Source organism: Pseudoxanthomonas suwonensis J47 (assembly GCF_000513955.1).
Taxonomy (GTDB): domain Bacteria; phylum Pseudomonadota; class Gammaproteobacteria; order Xanthomonadales; family Xanthomonadaceae; genus Pseudoxanthomonas; species Pseudoxanthomonas suwonensis_C.
This window is the reverse complement of record NZ_AZUZ01000001.1, coordinates 22,814-42,971: the sequence shown is the minus strand read 5'-3', so window position 1 is coordinate 42,971 and position 20,158 is coordinate 22,814. Positions and strand designations below refer to the sequence as shown.

General features: G+C 70.4%; 16 protein-coding genes. 13 read left to right on the top strand and 3 right to left on the bottom strand.

What is annotated here, in order from left to right; genetic code table 11:
- Positions 1–51: 51 nt before the first annotated feature.
- Genes dapD through map form a run of 3 tightly spaced genes read right to left on the bottom strand, consistent with a single transcriptional unit; the run spans position 52 to position 4,381 of the window.
- Positions 52–957: a 2,3,4,5-tetrahydropyridine-2,6-dicarboxylate N-succinyltransferase gene (dapD, locus tag M503_RS0100170; protein WP_028920469.1), complete on the bottom strand. Its 906-nt coding sequence runs from the start codon at positions 955–957 to the stop codon at positions 52–54.
- On the bottom strand, positions 957–3,578 hold the full coding sequence (gene glnD, locus M503_RS0100165; protein WP_028920468.1) for a [protein-PII] uridylyltransferase: 2,622 nt from the start codon (positions 3,576–3,578) through the stop codon (positions 957–959). Before glnD ends, dapD begins: the two co-directional genes overlap by 1 nt.
- A 23-nt stretch (positions 3,579–3,601) precedes the next feature.
- Positions 3,602–4,381, bottom strand: a complete 780-nt coding sequence (gene map, locus M503_RS0100160; RefSeq protein WP_028920467.1) for a type I methionyl aminopeptidase — start codon at positions 4,379–4,381, stop codon at positions 3,602–3,604.
- A gap of 342 nt (positions 4,382–4,723) precedes the next feature.
- Here map and M503_RS0100155 point away from each other — a divergent pair, with 342 nt between their 5' ends.
- The 13 genes from M503_RS0100155 to bamA all read left to right on the top strand — a co-directional run bounded on the left by M503_RS0100155 (position 4,724) and on the right by bamA (position 19,982).
- A complete protein-coding gene (locus tag M503_RS0100155; protein ID WP_037060036.1) occupies positions 4,724–5,221 on the top strand; it encodes a Csu type fimbrial protein in 498 nt (165 codons plus the stop codon).
- Between the two features lie 22 nt (positions 5,222–5,243).
- Positions 5,244–6,044 (top strand): fimbrial biogenesis chaperone, encoded by an 801-nt coding sequence (locus tag M503_RS0100150; RefSeq protein WP_051414045.1) that lies wholly within the window; start codon positions 5,244–5,246, stop codon positions 6,042–6,044.
- Positions 5,995–8,409 (top strand): fimbria/pilus outer membrane usher protein, encoded by a 2,415-nt coding sequence (locus M503_RS0100145; protein WP_028920464.1) that lies wholly within the window; start codon positions 5,995–5,997, stop codon positions 8,407–8,409. Before M503_RS0100150 ends, M503_RS0100145 begins: the two co-directional genes overlap by 50 nt.
- Positions 8,406–9,419: a Csu type fimbrial protein gene (locus M503_RS0100140; protein WP_051414044.1), complete on the top strand. Its 1,014-nt coding sequence runs from the start codon at positions 8,406–8,408 to the stop codon at positions 9,417–9,419. Before M503_RS0100145 ends, M503_RS0100140 begins: the two co-directional genes overlap by 4 nt.
- 343 nt (positions 9,420–9,762) lie before the next feature.
- The gene (gene rpsB / locus M503_RS0100135; protein WP_028920462.1) at positions 9,763–10,578 is read left to right on the top strand and encodes a 30S ribosomal protein S2; all 816 of its coding nucleotides are present in this window, start codon (positions 9,763–9,765) and stop codon (positions 10,576–10,578) included.
- Positions 10,579–10,740: 162 nt separating this feature from the next.
- The gene (tsf, locus tag M503_RS0100130) at positions 10,741–11,619 is read left to right on the top strand and encodes a translation elongation factor Ts (RefSeq protein WP_024869749.1); all 879 of its coding nucleotides are present in this window, start codon (positions 10,741–10,743) and stop codon (positions 11,617–11,619) included.
- A 248-nt stretch (positions 11,620–11,867) separates the two neighbouring features.
- Positions 11,868–12,590 (top strand): UMP kinase, encoded by a 723-nt coding sequence (gene pyrH, locus M503_RS0100125; protein WP_024869748.1) that lies wholly within the window; start codon positions 11,868–11,870, stop codon positions 12,588–12,590.
- A gap of 85 nt (positions 12,591–12,675) precedes the next feature.
- Complete coding sequence (frr, locus tag M503_RS0100120; protein WP_024869747.1) at positions 12,676–13,233, top strand: ribosome recycling factor; 558 nt, start codon at positions 12,676–12,678, stop codon at positions 13,231–13,233.
- Positions 13,234–13,249: 16 nt separating this feature from the next.
- On the top strand, positions 13,250–14,002 hold the full coding sequence (uppS, locus tag M503_RS0100115; protein WP_028920461.1) for a polyprenyl diphosphate synthase: 753 nt from the start codon (positions 13,250–13,252) through the stop codon (positions 14,000–14,002).
- Complete coding sequence (locus M503_RS0100110; protein ID WP_028920460.1) at positions 13,999–14,877, top strand: phosphatidate cytidylyltransferase; 879 nt, start codon at positions 13,999–14,001, stop codon at positions 14,875–14,877. The genes uppS and M503_RS0100110 overlap by 4 nt, the downstream gene beginning before the upstream one ends.
- A 17-nt stretch (positions 14,878–14,894) precedes the next feature.
- A complete protein-coding gene (locus tag M503_RS0100105) occupies positions 14,895–16,082 on the top strand; it encodes a 1-deoxy-D-xylulose-5-phosphate reductoisomerase (protein ID WP_028920459.1) in 1,188 nt (395 codons plus the stop codon).
- A gap of 27 nt (positions 16,083–16,109) precedes the next feature.
- On the top strand, positions 16,110–17,468 hold the full coding sequence (gene rseP / locus M503_RS0100100) for an RIP metalloprotease RseP (RefSeq protein WP_028920458.1): 1,359 nt from the start codon (positions 16,110–16,112) through the stop codon (positions 17,466–17,468).
- 60 nt (positions 17,469–17,528) lie between these two features.
- Positions 17,529–19,982: an outer membrane protein assembly factor BamA gene (gene bamA / locus M503_RS0100095; protein WP_028920457.1), complete on the top strand. Its 2,454-nt coding sequence runs from the start codon at positions 17,529–17,531 to the stop codon at positions 19,980–19,982.
- Positions 19,983–20,158: the final 176 nt, after the last annotated feature.

Genomic DNA, 20,158 nt, shown 5'->3' with positions numbered 1-20,158 from the left:
GCGTCCGGGAGCGCGGCTGCCGCCGGCAGGGCAGCAGCCAGGCGCGTCCCCTCACCCACGCAGCAGCTCGTTGATGCTGGTCTTGGCGCGGGTCTTCGCATCGACCTGCTTGACGATCACCGCGCAGTACAGCGAATGCGTACCGTCGGCGGCCGGCAGCGAGCCGGACACCACCACGCTGCCCGGCGGCACGTACCCGTAGGAAACTTCGCCGGTGGCGCGGTTGTAGATGCGGGTGGACTGCCCGATGAACACGCCCATGCCGATCACGCTGTGGTGGCCGACGACCACGCCCTCCACCACTTCCGAGCGCGCGCCGATGAAGCAGTGGTCCTCGATGATGGTCGGGCTGGCCTGCAGCGGCTCGAGCACGCCGCCGATGCCGGCGCCGCCGGAGATGTGGCAGTGCTTGCCGACCTGCGCGCAGGAACCGACCGTGGCCCAGGTATCGACCATGGTGCCTTCGCCGACGTGCGCGCCGATGTTGATGAAACTCGGCATCAGCACCACGTCCTTGCCCAGGTACGAGCCGCGGCGGGCGATCGTGCCCGGCACCACGCGCACGCCCAGCCGGCGGAACTCGGCCTCGCCGTAGTCGCCGAAGCGCGCCGGGACCTTGTCCCAGAACGGCGCCGGGCGGCCGTCCATCACCACCATGTCGTTGACGCGGAAGTACAGCAGCACGGCCTTCTTCAGCCACTCGTTGACCGTCCAGCCGCCCTTGCCGTCCGGCTCGGCCACGCGGAACTCGCCGCTCTCCAGGCCGGCGATCACGCGCTCGACCAGCGGGCGGGTCGAGCCTTCGATCTCGTCCAGGGTCAGCGCGGCGCGGCGCGCGAAGGCGCTGTCGATCGAGAACTTCAGCTCCTCCAGTCCCGGGCCGGTACTGGCCGGGAGCAGGGTGCGCTTGCGCGCGGTCTTCTTCGCAGCGGTCTTCTTCGGGGGCTGTGCAGCCATCAGGCGGGGGCTCCTGTCGTCGTATTGCCATCCAGCCGCGCGCGCAGCTCGCCACGCAGCCTTTCCTGCGTGGCGGCGTCCAGCGGCCGGTCGTGTTCGTCGGTGATCTGGAAGATGTCTTCCACGCGCTCGCCGAACGTGGCGATGCGTGCGTCGTGCACGCGAAGCCCGCAGGCGCGCAGGGCCTGGGCCACGTCGGCCAGCAGGCCGGGACGGTCAGGGCAGACCAGGCCCAGCAGGCTGCGGCGGCCGTCGGCGGTGGTGTTGAACTCCACTTGCGGCGGGAAGCGGAAATGGCGCAGCTGGCGCGGCGCCGCGCGACGCGGCGCGCGCACCTGGTCCAGGGCGCCGGCCAGGGCCTGGCGCAGGGCCTGTTCCAGCTGCCGCGGATCGCCGCTGGCGAAGCTGTCGGAGGGCAGCACCTCGAAGGTGTCGAACACCGCGCCGTGCGGGCCCATCAGGATCCGCGCCTGGTGCACGCCGTAGCCGTGGCGGTCGAGCGTGGCCACGATCGCGGCGAACAGGCCGTCACGGTCGGGCGAGTGCACGAACACTTCCAGTGCGGCGCCGTGGTTGCCGATCCGGCGCACCGCCACCTGGGTGTCGCCGGCATACACCTCGACCAGCGCCGCGGCCTGCCAGGCCAGCTGCTCGGGGCGGAAGCGCAGGAAGCTTTCCTCCGGCATCTCCGCGAACTGGCGGTCGATGGTGGCGTCGTCGTAGCCCTGTCCGCGCATCAGCTGGCGGGTGGCCTCGCGCGCCTCGGCGACGCGGGCTTCCGCGTCCACCGGCGCTTCCAGGCCTTCGCGCAGCACGCGCCGGGTCGACAGGTACAGGTCGGCCAGCAACCGGTCCTTCCACGCGTTCCACAGCTTGGGGCTGGTGCCGGCGATGTCGGCGCAGGTCAGCAGGTACAGGTAGTCCAGGCGTTCGCGGTCGCCGACCAGGATGGCGAAGCGGCGCACCACCTCCGGATCGGAGATGTCCTGTTTCTGCGCGGTCACCGACATGCGCAGGTGCTGCTCCACCAGCCAGGCCACCAGGCCGGTGTCGGCCTCGCTGAGCCCGTGCGCGGCGCAGAACTCGCGCGCGTCGACCGCGCCCAGCTCGGAATGGTCGCCGCCGCGGCCCTTGGCGATGTCGTGGAACAGGCCGGCCAGCAGCAGCAGCTCCGGCTTGCGCAGGCGCGGCCAGACTTCGTGCGCGATCGAGAAGCGCTCGTCGGGCACGCCGCTGGCGAAGCCGGCCAGGTTGGCCAGCACCATCAGCGTGTGCTGGTCGACCGTGTAGGTGTGGAACAGGTCGAACTGCATGCGCCCGGACACCTGCGCGAACGCCGGCAGGTATTCGCCGAGCACGCCCAGGCGGGCCATGCGGGTCAGCGTCTCCACCGGTCGCGGGCCGCGCAGCAGGGCCATGAAACGCTCGCGCGCGGCCGGGCCGGCCTCGGTGTACGGCGGCAGCAGCTTGAGCGATTCGGCCAGCGCGCGCGCGGTCTGCGAGTGCAGGCCGCGCACCTCGCCGAGCCCGGCCCAGGTGGCGAACAGCGCCAGCACCTCGCGCAGGTCGCCTTCGGGCCAGTACGGCGCGGCGGCGGCCAGGTAACCGCGGCGCAGGACGAAGTCCGGGTTCACCGGCTCCGGCGTGGCCTCGCCGTCGAAGGTCTCCTCGAAGCGCTGCAGCAACCGGTCGCTGATCCGGCGGATGATCGCCGCGCTGCGGTAGAAGCCCTGCATCATCTTCTCGACGCCGAGGCTGTGCTCGTCGTCCTGGTAGCCGAGCCGTTCGGCCAGCGCCTTCTGGTAGTCGAAGCGCAGCCGCTCCTCCGGCCGGCCCGCCACCAGGTGCAGGCCGAAGCGCAGGCGCGCCAGCGAGCGGCGCTCGCGGACCAGCGCCGCGGCCTCGTCCGGACCGAGCTGGCCCAGGCTCACCAGCGCCTCGATGTCGCTCACGCCGAACGCGCGCAGCGCCATCCAGCCCAGCGTGTGCAGGTCGCGCAGGCCGCCCGGACCGTCCTTGATGTTCGGCTCGAGGTTGTCGGAGGTGTCGCCGTGGCGACGGTGGCGCAGGAGCAGTTCCTCGCGCTTGGCGAGGAAGAAGTCGCGCGGCGGCCAGATCCGCTCCGGCCCGATCGCCTTCGCCAGCGCCGCCATCGTCGCCGCGCTGGCGACCACCGGGCGCGCCTCGATCAGCGCGGTCATCACCGTCTGGTCGGCGGCCGCGGTCGTGCACTCGTCCAGCGAGCGCACGGCGTGGCCGACCGGCAGGCCGACATCCCACAGCAGCGCGAAGAAGGCGCACAGCTGGACATGGTGCGCCTGCTGCGCCTCCGGTTCGGCCAGCACCAGCAGGTCGATGTCCGAACGCGGGAACAGTTCGCCGCGGCCGTAGCCGCCGACCGCCACCAGCGACAGCGGCGCGTCGGCGGCAATGCATTCGTGCCAGGCGCGGCGCAGCAGGTCGTCGACCAGCCGCGCGCGCAGCGCCAGCAGCCGGTCGATGTCGACGTCGCGGCCGTAGCGCTTGAGCAGGCGCGCGTCGCCCTGGGCCAGCAGCTCGCGGGCCTGCGCCGCCCATCGTGCGGACGTGCCTGCGTCGGCCTGGGCCTGGACCCGCTCCATGCCGGCACCCACGTCCGCGGTGCTCACGCCGGCGGAGGCTGCTGGCCGGGGGCCAGCGTCAGCACGTCCACCCCGTCCTCGGTCACCGCGACCATGTGCTCCCACTGCGCCGAGAGCTTGCGGTCCTTGGTGACCACGGTCCAGCCGTCCGGCAGCACCTTGGTGTGGCGGGTGCCCTCGTTGATCATCGGCTCGATGGTGAAGGTCATGCCCGGCTTGAGCACCAGGCCCTGGCCCGGACGCCCGTAGTGCAGCACCTGCGGTTCGTCGTGGTAGACCTTGCCGATGCCGTGGCCGCAGTACTCGCGCACCACCGAGAAGCGCTCGGCCTCGGCGTATTCCTGGATGGCGTGGCCGATGTCGCCCAGGGTCGCGCCCGGCTTCACCGCGCGGATGCCGCGCCACATGGCCTGGAAGGTGGTCTCGACCAGGCGCCGCGCCATCACCGACGGGGTGCCGACGTAGTACATGCGGCTGGTATCGCCGTGCCAGCCGTCCTTGATGACGGTGACGTCGATGTTGAGGATGTCGCCGTCCTTGAGGACCTTGTGCGGGCTCGGGATGCCGTGGCAGATCACGTTGTTGACCGACGTGCACGTGGTCTTCGGGTAGCCGCGGTAGCCGACATTGGCCGGGATGGCTCCCTGCACGTTGACGATGTGGTCGTGGCAGATGCGGTCCAGTTCCTCGGTGGTCACGCCCGGCTTGACGTAGGGCGTGATCATCTCGAGCACCTCGGCGGCCAGGCGGCCGGCGACGCGCATCTTCTCGATTTCTTCTGGGGTCTTGAGGTGCAGGGTCATGCGGGGATTATCGCCGATCCGCGCCGATCCTGAACGCGACGGGCCGTTCCATGGCCGGGACCGCCCCCGCTCCGCCTTCCGGTTCCGGCCAGGTGGTCCGGCCCAGGTCGGGACCGGTCTTGATTAGGACCAAAAGCGTGATGCTGGTCAAAAATTTGGACCAATTGGACCAAAATTGACCAACTGGATCACAAATATTTCGTGAACCTGAACCGGAGGCCCGGCTTCCAGCCTTCCGTGCACCCGTGAATTAAATCGCCAATTAGAGGGTTCACCTACTTGGCACGGTTCCTGCGCTGTCACCGGCGGCTGCAACCCACCTTGGAACCAACGGAGTACGGAATGAACCTGTTCAAGACCACCCTCCTCGCCACCGTCGTCGCCGCCGCCGGGTTTGCGGGCACCGCGATGGCGGCCTCTCCGGTGACCGATACCTTCGAGGTCAAGATCGAGATCCAGGAGACCTGCAACATCCTGACCAGCAGCGACATCGTCTTCGACGCCACCGTCCCGACGCCGGGCACCGTCGAGCAGGAGGGCGAGATCGTCGTGGAGTGCACCAACGGCACCCCCTACTCCCTTTCCCTGGATGAGGGTTTTTCCGGCGACCGCCACATGGCCGGCCCCAACTCGCACGAGATCGCCTACGAGCTGTACCAGGACAGCGCCCGTACCTCCGTCTGGGGCATGGCTGCCGACGGGCTGGACGTCACCGGCGAGGGCGACGGTCTCGGCAACGCCTACCGGATCGTGCACGACGTCTATGCCGTCGCCACCCTGGTGGGTAACGAAGAGGCCGGCGACTACAGCGATGTCGTGACCGCCACCCTGACCTTCTGATCCACGAAGGTCGCACACGGCCATGAAGGCAGCGATCTCCTTCCGCATGGCGCGCCTGCGCCATGCGGCCCTGGCATCCCTGGCGGCGCTCATGACGATGGCGTCGGCCGCCGCCGGCGCCGCCGACCTGCAGGTCTCTCCGATCACGCTCGAGTTCGGGGCTCGGCAGCAGGCGGCAGCCGTCTGGCTGAGCAACACCGGCACCCGGCCGCTCCATGCCCAGGTGCGGGTCCAGGCCTGGGACCAGGCCGGCGGCGAGGACGTGCTCGAAAGCAGCCAGGACCTGGTCGCCAGCCCGGCCATGCTCGAGGTCGCGCCCGGCGGCAGGCAGATGGTCCGCATCATCCGCCTGCAGCCTTCGGCGCAACCGCGCGAGCGCAGCTACCGCCTGCTCATCGACGAGCTGCCCGCCGCACCCGACGAAGAGCGCAAGGGCCTGCAGTTCCTCCTGCGCTATTCGATCCCGGTGTTCGTCGCGCCCGCCACCACGCTGGCGCAACAGGCGTCGACCGGCCCCGACCGGGCGCCCCTGGCCGACCTGTCGCCGGTGCGTTTCAGCCTGGAGCCGGATGCAGGCGGCAGCCGCCTGCTGGCCAGCAATGGCGGAGCTACGCGGCTCAAGCTCAGCCAGTTGGTGCTGGTCGAGGCCGATGGCAGCGAAAGACCTGTCAACCAGGGCCTGCTGGGATACGTGCTCGCCGGTCGCAGCATGGCCTGGCCGGTGCCCCTCGCCTCCCCCCTGAAGCCGGGCCAGTCCCTGAAGGCGAGACTCAATGACGACCTGCAAGCGCAGCCGTTGCCGCTGGACGGTCCTGGCCACTAGCCTCGCGGCGATCCTGGCCGCGCCGCACGCCGTCGCCGACATGCGCACCGCAGCCCTGGCTACCGGCAGCGTCGGCGGGGGCATGCTCGAGCTGGTCGACGCCGGACCCGAAAGCCTGCCGGACGGGGCGACGCAGCTTTTCCTGGAAGTGGTGATCAACCAGGCGCCGACCGGCCAGCTCGCCCGCGTCGGCCTGGTCGATGGCCGCCTCGTCGCCGATCCGGAAACGTTGCGCGCACTCGGCCTGGCATGGCCGGGAAGCGACGGCGATGCGGCCGGCGCACCGGTCGTTCTGGAGGAGATCCCCGGCGTCGCGGTGAGCTACGACGCCTCGCTGCAGCGCCTGCACCTGATGGTGCCGGTCGCACTGCTGTCCGGGCCTGCCGCCACCTTCGGCTATGCCCCGCCGCCCGCCCCGACCCTGGCGCCGGAAACGCGCGCGCCGGGCCTGCTGCTCAACTACGACGTATTCGCCCAGGGCGACCGCCACAGCCGCAGCCTCAGCAACTGGTACGAGCTGCGCCTGTTCGGCACCGGCCCCGGGGTGTGGCGCAGCAGCGGCGTACTGCGTTCCAGCGACCGGCCGGAAACCTCGTCGAGCGGCGTGCGCCTGGACACCTCCTGGCAGCTCGACTTCCCGGAGCGTATGGTCAGCGTCCGCATCGGCGACGGCATTGGCGGCCAGCTCGACTGGACCCGTTCCACGCGCTTCGGCGGCATCCGCGTGTCGCGCGACTTCAGCCTGCAGCCGTACCGGGTGACCGTGCCGCTGGCCTCGTTCGCCGGCGAGGCGGCCCTGCCCTCGACGGTGGACCTGTTCGTCGATGGCATCCGCCAGGCCCAGCAGCAGGTGGGCCCGGGCCAGTTCCGGATCGACGGCACCCCCATCCTCAGCGGCGTCGGGCAGGCGCAGCTGGTGGTGACGGACATCAACGGGCAAAGCCGCACCCTCTCCTTCTCCCTGTACAACGCGCGCCAGCTGCTGCAGGGCGGCCTGAGCGACTGGTCGTTCGAGGCCGGCAAGCTGCGCCGCGAATATGGTCGGGAATCATTCGCCTACGCCGAAGACGCGATGGCCAGCGGCAGCTTCCGCCATGGTGCGGGCGACCGGCTCACCCTCGAAGCGCATGCGGAGACCACCCGCGGCCTGGACATGGCCGGTGCCGGCGCGGTGTGGCTGGTGGGCCGCAGGGGCGGCGTGGCCAGCGCTTCGTACGCCTCCAGCCGTTCCGGGGCCGGCCGCGGCACGCAGCAGGCCTTCGGATACCAGTGGCAGGGACGGCGCTTCAACGTGGATGCCTCGACCCTGCGCCGCGACCGTGCTTTCCGCGACGTCGCCAGCATGGAAGGCTCGCTCCTGCCGGCACGCACCGACCTGGTGTTCGCCGGCGTCGGCCTCGGCCGCGGCCACCTGGCCGCCAGCTACGTGCGCCAGGACACGTTCGACCAGCCGTCGTCGCGCTATGCCGGCTTCACCTGGTCGCAGTCGTTCGGCCGCGGCCTGTCCGGCGCACACCTGAGCCTCAGCTTCAACCACGACCTGGAACGCGGCTCCGGCACCAGCGGCAACCTGTACCTGTCGATCCCGCTCGGACGGCAGCACCAGGCCTGGGCCAGCGCCAGCAGGCAGGAGCGCGGCAGCACCGCCTCGGTAGGCGCGTCGCGCTCGGCCGGCATGGACCAGGAGGACTGGGGCTGGCGCGTGCAGGCCAGCAGCGGCGACCAGGCCGGCGGCCAGGCGGAGCTGAGCCGGCTCGCGCGCCATGGCCAGTGGCGCGTGGGCGCGCAGCGCTGGAACGCCGGGAACACCCTCGCCTATGCCAATGCCTCTGGCGGCGTCCTGCTGATGCAGGGCCGCCTGTTCCCGATGCGCCAGGCCTATGACGCTTTCGCCGTGGTCTCCACCGACGGCATCCCCGACGTACCGGTGAAGCTCGAGAACCGCCTGGTCGGCACCACCGACGAACACGGCCTGCTGCTGGTGACGCCGCTCAACGCCTGGCAGAAGAACGACCTGTCGATCGACCCGCTGCTGCTGCCGCCTGACATCAGCGTCGGCCGCACCCGGCTCAGCGCGGTGCCGGCGACGGCCAGCGGCATGCTGGCGCGCTTCCGCATGCACGCCGTCGTGGCGGTGCAGTTCGCCGTGCGCGACGCGCGGGGCCAGTGGCTGGCGCCGGGCACGCAGCTGCGTGCGGAAGACGGCAGCCCTGTGGCCACCGTCGGCCATGACGGCCTCGTCTACCTCGAGAACCCGCCCGCCGGGGGCCGCCTGCGGGCTGCCACGGCGGCCTGCTCCGTTTTGTTGCCCGCCACGCTGCCTGCGCGCGGCTGGATCGACCTGGGAGAACTGCAGTGCCATTGACCGATCATCCCGCCTTCCGCGGGGCCGACCGGCCGCGCCTGGCGCGGCGCCTGTCCGCATGGCTGGTCGCCGCGGTGCTGGCCTGCATGCCGCTGGCCGCACTGGCGCAGACCTGCCACATATCCGGCTCTTTCGGGCTGAACTTCGGAAGCGTCAACGCAAACGGCAAGAGCGCCACCTCGTCGATCACCTACGTCTGCCAGAACTACACCTCGGCGCCGGTGCTGTACTTCGATCTGTGCCTCTACGTGGGCCCCGGCCAATACAGCAACGGCCAACCGACCCGGCGGATGATCAACCACAGCAGGCAGACCTACCTGTCGTACGACCTGTTCTCCGACAGCTCGCATACCGGCAAGCTCGGCCCGCCCGGCACCCTGCCGCCCTACCGGTTCCCGATGACGGTGGCGAACGGCAGGCAGATCTCCGCCAACGCGCCCATTTACGGGCTGGTCTATCCCGGGCAGACGAGCGCGGCTGCCGGCAGCTACCAGGAACAGAACACCAGCGGCATCCTGCGCTGGCGCTACGCCAACGAGCCGTTCACCGCCAGTGCGGACTGCAGCAGCGGCGGCCTGGGCGGCGGCGAGACCTCGTTCAATTCCTCCGGCGTCCTGGCGGACTACGACAACAGCTGCGTGGCCCGGATCACCGCCGCCGACCTGGACTTCGGGCAGACGCCCCCGCCCGGTACGGCGATCGCGGCCACCTCCACGATCGCAGTCAGCTGCCCGCCGCAGACCTCGTGGCGGCTGGGGCTGAACGAGGGCCTGAACCACGCCGGCGGCTCGCGACGCATGGCCGGCAGCGGCAGCTACGTGCGCTACAACCTGTACCGCGATCCGGGTCGCACCCAGCAGTGGGGCAATGCTGCCGCCGACAGCTACACCCACACCACCGCGGCCAACGGGAGCACCATCACCGTCACCGTCTACGGCCTGGTGCCCGCCCAGCCGGAGGCCGTGCCGGGCAACTATTCGGATACGGTCACCGTCACCCTGACCTACTGACATCCGGCTCCTCCGCGCCCCTGGACCCCAGTCGCCCCAAGGGGGGGCGTTTGCCGGGGGGCCGCCGGACGGCTATACTCCCGCAGCTATCCCTCCGCCCGGTCTCCGGGCCGCCCACGCCGGGCGGGGATGCGCCGGCTCCGTCCGGCCCGGCGAATACACACCTGTCGCCACCCTCCGTGCCGGGGTGCCTGCTTCGAGAAGCGGGTTCGGACACGGAAGCGCCAGGGAGGCCCAACCCCGGAACCGTCGCGCGACCCGCCAGGGCCGCGCCCCCGCGCGGTCATAACCATGACGCACCGCCGGGCGAAACAGCGGTTCCACTGCCAGGAGTTACCAAGCAATGCCCCAGATCACCATGCGCCAGATGCTGGAAGCCGGCGTGCACTTTGGCCACCAGACCCGTTACTGGAACCCGAAGATGGCCCCGTACATCTTCGGCGCCCGCGGCAAGATCCACATCATCAACCTCGAGAAGACCGTCCCGCTGTTCCAGGACGCGATGAACTTCATCTCGGGCATCGCGCAGAAGCGCGGCACCATCCTGTTCCTGGGCACCAAGCGCAGCGCGCGCGAGGCGATGAAGGAAGAGGCCGAGCGTTGCGGCATGCCGTACATGACCCAGCGCTGGCTGGGCGGCACCCTGACCAACTTCCGCACCGTGAAGCAGTCGGTCGCCCGCCTGAAGGAGCTGGAAGCCGCCGAGACCGACGGCACCTTCGAGAAGCTGGTCAAGCACGAAGTGCTGGGCCTGCGCCGCGAGCGCGACAAGCTGGAAGCCTCGCTGGGCGGCATCAAGGACATGAACCGCCTGCCGGACGCCCTGTTCGTGATCGACATCGGCCACGAGGACATCGCCATCAAGGAAGCCAAGAAGCTCGGCATCCCGGTGGTCGCCGTCGTCGACACCAACTACGACCCGAACCTGGTCGACTACCCCATCCCGGGCAATGACGACGCCATCCGCGCCGTCCAGCTGTACGCCCGCGCCGCCGCCGACGCCGTGCTGGAAGGCAAGGCCGCCGCTCCGCACGCGGCCACCGTGACCGAAAGCGACTTCGTCGAAGCCGACGAGGGCAAGGGCGCCCGCCGCGCCCCGGCCAGGAAGGGTCCGCGCAAGGGCAAGGCCGAGGAAGGCGAGTCGGCCGCCGCCGAGTAAGCCACGCCAGGCGGCCGCCATGCGCGGCCGCCGCTGTCCCGCGGGCGGCCCTGCGTGCTGCCCGCGGCCGGGCCAGGCCAGCCCGCGCGTCCGCGCGCGACGGCCACGCCCCTGCCCCGCCCGCGTGCGGGGCCCACTACATCCCATAACGAGGTCATTCCCGTGGAAATCACTGCTTCCCTGGTCAAGGAACTGCGCGAGCGCACCGGCGCCGGCATGATGGAGTGCAAGAAGGCGCTCACCGAGAACAACGGCGACATCGACGCGGCGGCCGAGTGGCTGCGCAAGTCGGGCCTGGCCAAGGCCGACAAGAAGGCCGGCCGCGTGGCCGCCGACGGTCGCATCGCCTTCGCCCAGGACGGCGGCAAGGCCGTGCTGGTCGAGATCAACTCCGAGACCGACTTCGTCGCCAAGGACTCCAACTTCCTGGCCTTCGCCGATGCCGTCGCCCAGGCCGCCCTGGCCTCCGGCGCCGCCGACGTCGAAGCCCTGAAGGCCGCCAGGCTGGCCTCCGGCGAGACCGTCGAGGAAGCCCGCGCCGCCGTCATCGCCAAGGTCGGCGAGAACGTGCAGGTCCGTCGCCTGGTCGCCATCGACAGCGCCAACAACGTCGCCGCGTACGTGCACGGCGGCCGCATCGGCGTGCTGGTCGAGGTCAAGGGCGGCAACGAGGAGCTGGCCCGCGGCATCGCCATGCACGTGGCGGCCATGAACCCGCCGCACATCAAGGCTTCCGACGTCCCGGCCGAGTTCATCGCCAAGGAAAAGGAAATCGAGCTGGCCAAGATGTCGGAGAAGGACAAGGCCAAGCCGGCCGAGATCCTCGAGAAGATCATCTCCGGCAAGATCGCCAAGATCGTCAACGAGGTGACCCTGTACGGCCAGCCGTACGTGCTGGACACCAACCAGACCGTCGAGCAGGCGCTGAAGGCCGCCGGCGCCGAAGTCCTGCGCTTCGACCGCCTGGCCGTCGGCGAAGGCATCGAGAAGAAGGAAGACGACTTCGCCGCCGAAGTGATGAAGCAGGCCGGCCTGGCCTGATCGTCGCCCAGGCGCGAAACCGGGAAAAAGCCGCGGCCTGCCGCGGCTTTTTTCTTTTCCTGCGCGGTGCAGCGCATCTCCCCCGGGATTTCCCCGGGCCCCGCCAGGCAGCCCGTCCGCCGCGCCCGCATGCGCTCGCCATCACGCCGGCGCAACGGAAACCCGTGCCGGATGCGCGATGGACGCGTCAGGAGGCGCGGGTTTTCCGCTAGAATTCCCGCGCCCCCTCCACTGACCACGAGACCGCCATGTCCGAGCTCGCCTACCGCCGTGTCCTGCTGAAACTTTCGGGGGAGGCGCTGATGGGGGCGGAGGACTACGGCATCGACCCGGTCGTCATCGGCCGCATCGCCCGCGAGATCATGGAGGTCCGCGAAGCCGGCGCCGAGATCGGCCTGGTCATCGGCGGCGGCAACATCTTCCGCGGCGCCGGCCTGGCCGCCGCCGGCATGGACCGGGTGACCGGCGACCAGATGGGCATGCTGGCCACGGTGATCAACGCGCTGGCCATGCAGGACGCGCTGGAGAAGCTCGGCGGCAAGGTCCGCGTGATGAGCGCGATCAAGATCAACGACGTGTGCGAGGACTACATCCGCCGCCGCGCCGTGCGCCACCTCGAGAAGGGCCGCATCGCGATCTTCGCCGCCGGCACCGGCAACCCGTTCTTCACCACCGACTCGGCCGCCGCCCTGCGCGCGATCGAGATCAACGCCGACCTGCTGCTGAAGGCCACCAAGGTCGACGGCGTCTACGACCGCGACCCGAAGAAGCACCCCGACGCGGTGCGCTTCGAGGAGCTGGACCACGACGAAGTCATCGCCCGCGACCTGCAGGTGATGGACACCGCCGCCTTCGCCCTGTGCCGCGACCACGGCATCCCGCTGCGCGTGTACGACATCTCCGTGCCGGGCAACCTGATGCGCATCCTGCGCGGCGAACCGGTCGGCACCCTGGTCCGCGCGCGCCGCTGAGCCGGCCTCGCCGGCTTCCCCGGGGCGCGCCGGGGGCGGTCATCGCCTATAATCCGCCGATTCGGTTTTCCGACGGAACATGGCGATGATCAACGAGATCAAACAAGACGCGCAGGCCCGCATGGCGAAGAGCATCGAAGCCCTGCGCCACAACCTGGTCAAGATCCGCACCGGCCGCGCATCCACCGGTCTGGTCGACACCATCCGGGTCAGCGCCTACGGCAGCGACGTGCCGCTGTCGCAGGTCGCCGCGGTCTCGGTGTCCGACGCCCGCTCGCTGGTGATCACCCCCTGGGACAAGTCGATGGTCGGCCCGATCGAGAAGGCCATCCTGGGCTCGGACCTGGGCCTGACCCCGAACACCGCCGGCACCACCATCCGCCTCAACCTGCCCGCCCTCACCGAGGAGCGCCGCCGCGAGCTGGCCAAGGTCGTGCACGGCGAAGGCGAGGACGCCAAGGTCGCGATCCGCAACATCCGCCGCGACGCCAACCAGCAGGTCAAGGACCTGCTGAAGGAAAAGCAGGTCACCGAGGACGAAGTCCGCCGCGCCGAGGAAGACATCCAGAAGATCACCGACAAGGCGATCAAGGACGTCGACGAGGTGGTCAAGGGCAAGGAACAGGAACTGATGGCGGTCTGAGCGGTCTGCACTCCGCATGACTGCCACCAACGCCACCGTCGCGTCCGTCCCCCGCCACCTGGCGATCATCATGGACGGCAACGGCCGCTGGGCCCAGCGCCGGCGCCGTCCGCGCGCCATCGGCCATCGCGCCGGCGCGCGCGCGGTCAACCTGGCCATCGACTTCTGCCTCGAACGCGGCATCGGCGCGCTGACCCTGTTCGCCTTCTCCAGCGAGAACTGGGGGCGCCCGCAGGAGGAAGTCGGCGCGCTGATGAAGCTGTTCCTCAACGCGCTCGAACGCGAGGTCGACGAGCTCGACCGCCGCGGCGTGCGCGTGCGCTTCATCGGCGAACGCTCGCTGTTCCCCGACGCGATCCGCGAGCGCATGGCCACCGCCGAACGCCAGACCGCGCACAACGCGCGCCTGCAGCTGTCCATCGCCGCCAGCTACGGCGGCCGCCAGGACATCGCCACCGCCGCGCGCGCCCTCGCCGAGGACGTGGCTGCCGGCCGGCTGCGCCCGGAGGACATCGACGAGGCTGCGGTCGGCGCGCGCATGGCGCTGGCCGACCTGCCGCCGCCGGACCTGTTCATCCGCACCGGCGGCGACCACCGGGTCAGCAACTTCCTGCTCTGGCAGCTGGCCTATACCGAACTGTGGTTCACCGAAACCCTGTGGCCGGACGTGGACGCCGGCGTGCTGCAGCAGGCCCTTGACGACTACGCCGGGCGCGAACGCCGCTTCGGCCTCACCAGCGCCCAGGTCGGTGCCAAGGCCACCGCATGACCCGCACCCGAGTTCTCGCCGCCCTGGTGATGGTCCCGGCCGCGATCGCGGCCATCCTCCTGCTGCCCACGCCCTGGCTGGCGGCGGTGGCCGCGCTGGTCCTGCTCGCCGCCCTCTGGGAATGGCTGAAGCTGGCCGGCGTCGACGACACCCTGCCGCGCACCGTGCTGGTCGGCCTGAACCTGCTGCTGATGGTGCTGCTGGTGTGGGCCTCGCGCACAAACGGCGAGTTCTCGCCGGTGCTGTTCCAGCTGGCGACCCTGGCCGGCGCCGGGGGCTGGGTGCTGGCGCTGCTGTGGCTGTGGCGGTCCGGCTTCAGCGCCGGCGACCAGGCCTGGAAGCGGGTGTTCAAGCTCGCCGCCGGCACCATGGCGGTGATCCCGGCCTGGTGCGCGCTGTGCCTGGTGCACTCGTCCAGCTTCGCCGGCCTCGCGGCCGATGCGGCCAATGCCGCCGGCGACGCCAACGGCCACCGCTGGCTGCTGACCGCGCTGGCCCTGGTCTGGGCCGCCGATTCGGGCGCCTACTTCGCCGGCCGCCAGTTCGGCCGCCACAAACTGGCGCCGGTCATCAGCCCCAACAAGACCGTCGAAGGCGCGCTCGGCGGCGTGGTCGCCGGCGTGCTCATCGCCCTGGCCTTCGGCTGGTTCGCCGGCGCCACCACGGCGCAGTTGCCGGCGCTGGCGCTGGTGGCGGCGGTGACCGTGGCCGCCTCCATCGTCGGCGACCTGGTCGAGAGCCTGCTCAAGCGCCAGGCCGGGGTGAAGGATTCCGGCGACCTGATCCCTGGCCATGGCGGCGTGCTCGACCGCGTCGACAGCGTGCTCGCGGCCTTGCCGGTGTTCGCCATCGGCAAGGAAATCTTCGGTTTCTGAGGCTGGACGAACCGGACATGCAAGCCGCTGCGGACATGCGCCAGGTCGCCGTACTCGGCGCCACCGGCTCGATCGGCACCTCGGCGCTGGACGTGATCGCGCGGCACCCGCAGCGCATGCGCGCCAGCGTGCTGGCCGCCGGCAGCCAGGTCGACGCGCTGCTGGCGCTGTGTATCGCCCATCGCCCCGACCACGCGGTCATCTCCGACCCGGCCGGCCATGCGCGGCTGCGCGACGGCCTGGCCGCCGCCGGCCTGCACACCGAGGCCCACGCCGGCAACGAGGCGCTGGAAGCGCTGGTCGCCGGCCCGGCCTGCGACACCGTGGTCGCGGCCATCGTCGGCGCCGCCGGCCTCGGTTCGACCCTCGCCGCGGCCCGCGCCGGCAAGCGCCTGCTGCTGGCCAACAAGGAATCGCTGGTGCTGGCCGGCGAGCTGGTCATGGCCGCCGCGCGCGCCTCCGGCGCCGACATCGTGCCGATCGACAGCGAGCACAGCGCGGTGTTCCAGTGCATGCGGTCCTGCCGCGCCGAAGAAGTGCGCCGGATCGTGCTTACCGCCTCCGGCGGCCCGTTCCGCGGCCGCGACCGCGCCTCGCTGGCCGAGGTCACCCCTGCGCAGGCGGTGGCCCATCCGAAGTGGTCGATGGGCCCGAAGATCTCGGTCGACTCGGCCACGTTGATGAACAAGGGCCTGGAAGTGATCGAGGCCCACCACCTCTTCGGCCTGCCGGCCAGCCGGATCGGCGTGCTGGTGCATCCGCAGAGCCTGGTCCACGCCCTGGTCGAGTACGTCGACGGCTCGACCCTGGCCCAGCTTGGCCTGCCGGACATGCGTACCGCTCTGGCCGTGGGCCTGGGCTGGCCTGAACGGATCGAGTCGGGCGTGGGCGGGCTGGACCTGCTCACCCAGGGCCGGCTGGAGTTCGAGGCCCCGGATACCGATGCCTTCCCCTGCCTGCGCCTGGCCGGCGAGGCCATGGAAGCCGGCGGCACCGCCCCGGCGGTGCTCAACGCCGCCAACGAGGAGGCGGTTTCAGCCTTTCTTCAGGGCCGGATCGGTTTCCTAGGCATACCCGCGCTGGTCGAGGAAGCCCTCGCCGCACTGCCCGCGGCACCGGCCGGTTCACTGGATGCGCTGCTGGAAGCCGATGCGGCGGCCCGCCGACTCACCCGCCAGCGCATCGAATCAGGGGCCCCCGCATGAGCGTCATCGACCCGCAGGAATCCGCCCATGGGTGACTTCCTGGGCTCCGTCTGGTGGCTGGTGGTCAGCCTCGGCCTGCTGGTCACTTTCCACGAGTTCGGCCACTACTGGGTGGCCCGCCGCTGCGGCGTCGACGTGCTGCGCTTCTCGGTCGGCTTCGGCCGCCCGCTGTGGTCGCGCCGCAACCGCGCCGGCACCGAGTTCGCGATCTCCGCGATCCCGCTGGGCGGCTACGTGAAGATGCTCGACGAGCGCGAGGCCGACGTCCCGGTCCACCGCCAGGCCTATGCCTTCAACCGCCAGGGCGTGTGGCGCCGCATCGCCATCGTCGCCGCCGGCCCGGCCGCCAACCTGCTGCTGTGCGTGGCCCTGCTGTGGCTCATGTTCATGGTCGGCCGCCAGGACTACGCGCCGGTGGTCGGCCAGGCCACGGGCGTCGCCGCCCAGGCCGGCTTCCAGCCCGGCGACCGCCTGCTGGAAGTGGACGGGCGCCGGATCGCCACCTGGACCGAGGCGGCCATGGCCCTGGCCACCCCCGCGCTGGACCGCCGCGACATCGAGGTCCGGGTCGAGGACGCCGCCGGCCAGGAGCTGGCCCGCACCCTGCGCCTGTCGCAGCTGCCGGCGACCCTGGACGAGCACCGCATCCCCGAGCAGGCCGGCTTCACCTGGCGCTTCCTGCAGGCCCCCGCCCGGATCGAGGCGGTGGCCGAGGGCAGCGTCGCCCAGGGCACCCTGCTGCCGGGCGACCTGATCCTGGCCGTCGACGGCACCCGCATCGACGCGGCCGACCAGGTCTCCCCGGCCGTGCAGGCCCTGGGCGAGCGCGGCGGCCTGGGCATGGTCGAGGTCGAGCGGGACGGCGAACGCCTGGCGCTGGAGCTGGCCCCGCGCCGTTCCACCGACCCCGAGCGCGCCGGCCGCTGGGAACTGGGCATCGCCCTGGCCCGCCCGGAGGCCCCGGCCTACGACGCGGTCCAGCGCTACGGCCCGCTCGCCGCGCTGCCCATGGCCCTGCGCGAGACCGGCCGCCTGGCCACCGATTCGCTGGGGATGATGCGGCGGATGGTCACCGGCGAGGCCTCGGTGAAGAACCTGTCCGGCCCGGTCACCATCGCCCGCGCCGCCAACGCCTCGGCCAAGCGCGGCGCCGACTGGTTCCTGTACTTCCTCGCCCTGCTGTCGCTGAGCCTGGCCATCATCAACCTGCTGCCGATCCCGATCTTGGACGGCGGTCACCTGCTGTATTACCTTATCGAGTTGGTCAAAGGCAGCCCGTTGAGCGAACGCGCGATGGCTGCGGGGCAGTACGTAGGCCTGGCCTTGCTGGCCGGGTTGATGGGACTGGCCTTCTACAACGACATACTGGGCCTGATGCCGCGATGACCGACCGTCGGCCCCAACCGCGGTTCCTGCCCCAATACCCCGTTTTCCACCGGATGTGACATGACGCGATACCCCGTGCGCCGCCTGCTCGCCCTCGCCCTAGCCTCCTCCCTGGCCCTGCCGGCGATGGCGCAGACGGTCGAGCCGTTCACCGTGAGCGACATCCGCATCGACGGCCTGCAACGTATCGCCGCCGGCACCGTGTTCACCTACCTCCCGGTGGAACGCGGCGAGACCATGACCCAGTCGAGCGCCGGCGAGGTCATCCGCGCCCTGTACCGCACCGGCTTCTTCGAGGACGTGCGCGTCGACCGCCAGGGCGACATCCTGGTGGTCACCGTGGTCGAGCGCCCGGCGATCAACAAGCTGACCCTGCAGGGCAACAAGGACATCAAGACCGAAGACCTGATGCGCGGCCTGCAGGACATCGGCCTGTCCGAAGGCGAGACCTTCGACCGCCTGGCCCTGGACCGCGTGGTCCAGGAGCTGACCCGCCAGTACAACAACCGCGGCAAGTACAACGTCCAGATCACCCCGACGGTGTCGCCGCTGGACCGCAACCGCGTCGACGTCACCATCGACGTCAAGGAAGGCAAGGCGGCCAAGATCCGCCACGTCAACCTGATCGGCACCGAGAACTTCGGGAACGAGGAGATCCTCGATACCTGGGAGTCGCGCGAGAGCAGCTGGCTGTCCTGGTACCGCCGCGACGACCAGTACTCGCGCGAAAAGCTCTCCGGCGACATGGAGAAGCTCAACTCCTGGTACCTGGACCGCGGCTACATCGACTTCAGCATCGACTCCACCCAGGTGTCGATCAGTCCCGACAAGCGCGACATGTACCTGACCGCCTCGGTGACCGAGGGCGAGATCTACACGATCTCGGAGATCAAGGTCACCGGCGACACCATCCTGCCGCAGGAGGACATCGAGCGCCTGCTGATCCCGCAGGCCGGCCAGGTGTTCTCGCGCGTGCTGCTGGAGGCCTCGGCCGACCGCATCACCGCGACCCTGGCGAACATCGGCTACGCCTTCGCCCGGGTGAACCCGATCCCGACCACCAACCGCGAAGACCGCACCGTCGCGATCAACATGCAGGTGGTCCCGGGCCCGCGCGTCAACGTGCGCCGCATCGTGTTCAAGGGCAACACCCGCACCTCCGACGAGGTCCTGCGCCGCGAGATGCGCCAGTTCGAGAACGCGTGGTTCTCGCAGGCGGCGATCGACCGTTCGAAGATCCGCCTGCAGCGCCTGGGCTACTTCGAGACCGTCGAGGTCGAGACCCCGGCCGTTGCCGGCAGCAACGACCAGGTCGACGTGGTCTTCAACGTCAAGGAGACCAACTCCGGCAGCTTCGTGTTCGGCCTGGGCTACTCGCAGCTGGCCGGCATGACCACCTCCATCCAGCTGAGCCAGAGCAACTTCCTCGGCGGCGGCAACCGGGTGTCGGTGGAAGCGCAGCGCAGCGACTACCTGCAGCGCTACGCGTTCTCCTACGTCAATCCGTTCTTCACCGACGAAGGCCTCTCGCTCGGCTACAACCTGTGGTGGCGCGAGCTGGACTACTCGGACTTCAACACCGCGCAGTACAACAGCACCAACGCCGCCGCGCAGGTCATGCTGGGCCTGCCGATCACCGAGCACAGCTCGGTCTCGCTGCTGTTCGGCATCGACAGCAACCAGATCCAGACCTACGGCGGCTACACGCCGCAGGCGATCATCGACTACGTCGACGCGATCGGCCAGCGCACCTTTCACTCCTGGCGCACCGAGCTGGGCTGGGCGCGCGACACCCGCAACGACTTCTTCATGCCGACCAACGGCACGTACCAGCGCGTGGGCCTGGAAACCACCCTGCCGGGCTCGACGGTCGAGTACTACAAGATCAACTACGAGTTCTCCAAGTACTGGCCGCTCAGCCCCTCGTTCGTGCTGCGCACCGGCCTGGACATCGGCTACGGCGACAGCTACGGCAACGACACCACCCGCAACATCTGCTACACGCCCGGCTCGTACATCGACACCGACGGCGACGGCAAGGTGGACACCTGGCAGCCCGGCCCGGCGCCGAGCGAGCCCTGCCTGCCGGATTCGTCGGACTTCCAGAAGACGGTCACCGCCTCCGGCCTGCCGTTCTTCGAGAACTTCTACGCCGGCGGTACCCGTTCGGTGCGCGGCTTCCGCGACAACACCCTGGGCCCGCGCTCGGAAGTCATCGCCGGCTACCGCGGCCAGCCGCTGGGCGGTTCGCTGAAGACCGTCGGCCAGGTCGAAATGGTCTTCCCGCGCCTGTTCGACAGCAAGGCCGCGCGCGTCTCGGCGTTCGTCGACTTCGGCAACGTCTACAACGGCATCGACGACTTCGACGCCGGCGAGCTGCGCGCCTCGGCGGGCGTAGCCCTGCTGTGGCGCGCGCCGGTCGGCCCGATCTCGATCAGCTACGCCTTCCCGCTGCGCAAGAAGGAAGGCGACGAGATCGAGCGCCTGCAGTTCACCTTCGGCGGCGGCTTCTGACGGAAGCTCCCCGCACGAGCTGGATGCAACGACGGCCCCTTCCGGGGCCGTCGTCGTTTCAGCCCCTCTCCTCCCGGGAGAGGGGTTGGGGAGAGGGTCGGCATTCCGGACGCCGCCAGGTGCCCGACCCTCACCCCTGCCCTCTCCCGGAGGGAGAGGGGAACAAAGAACGAAGC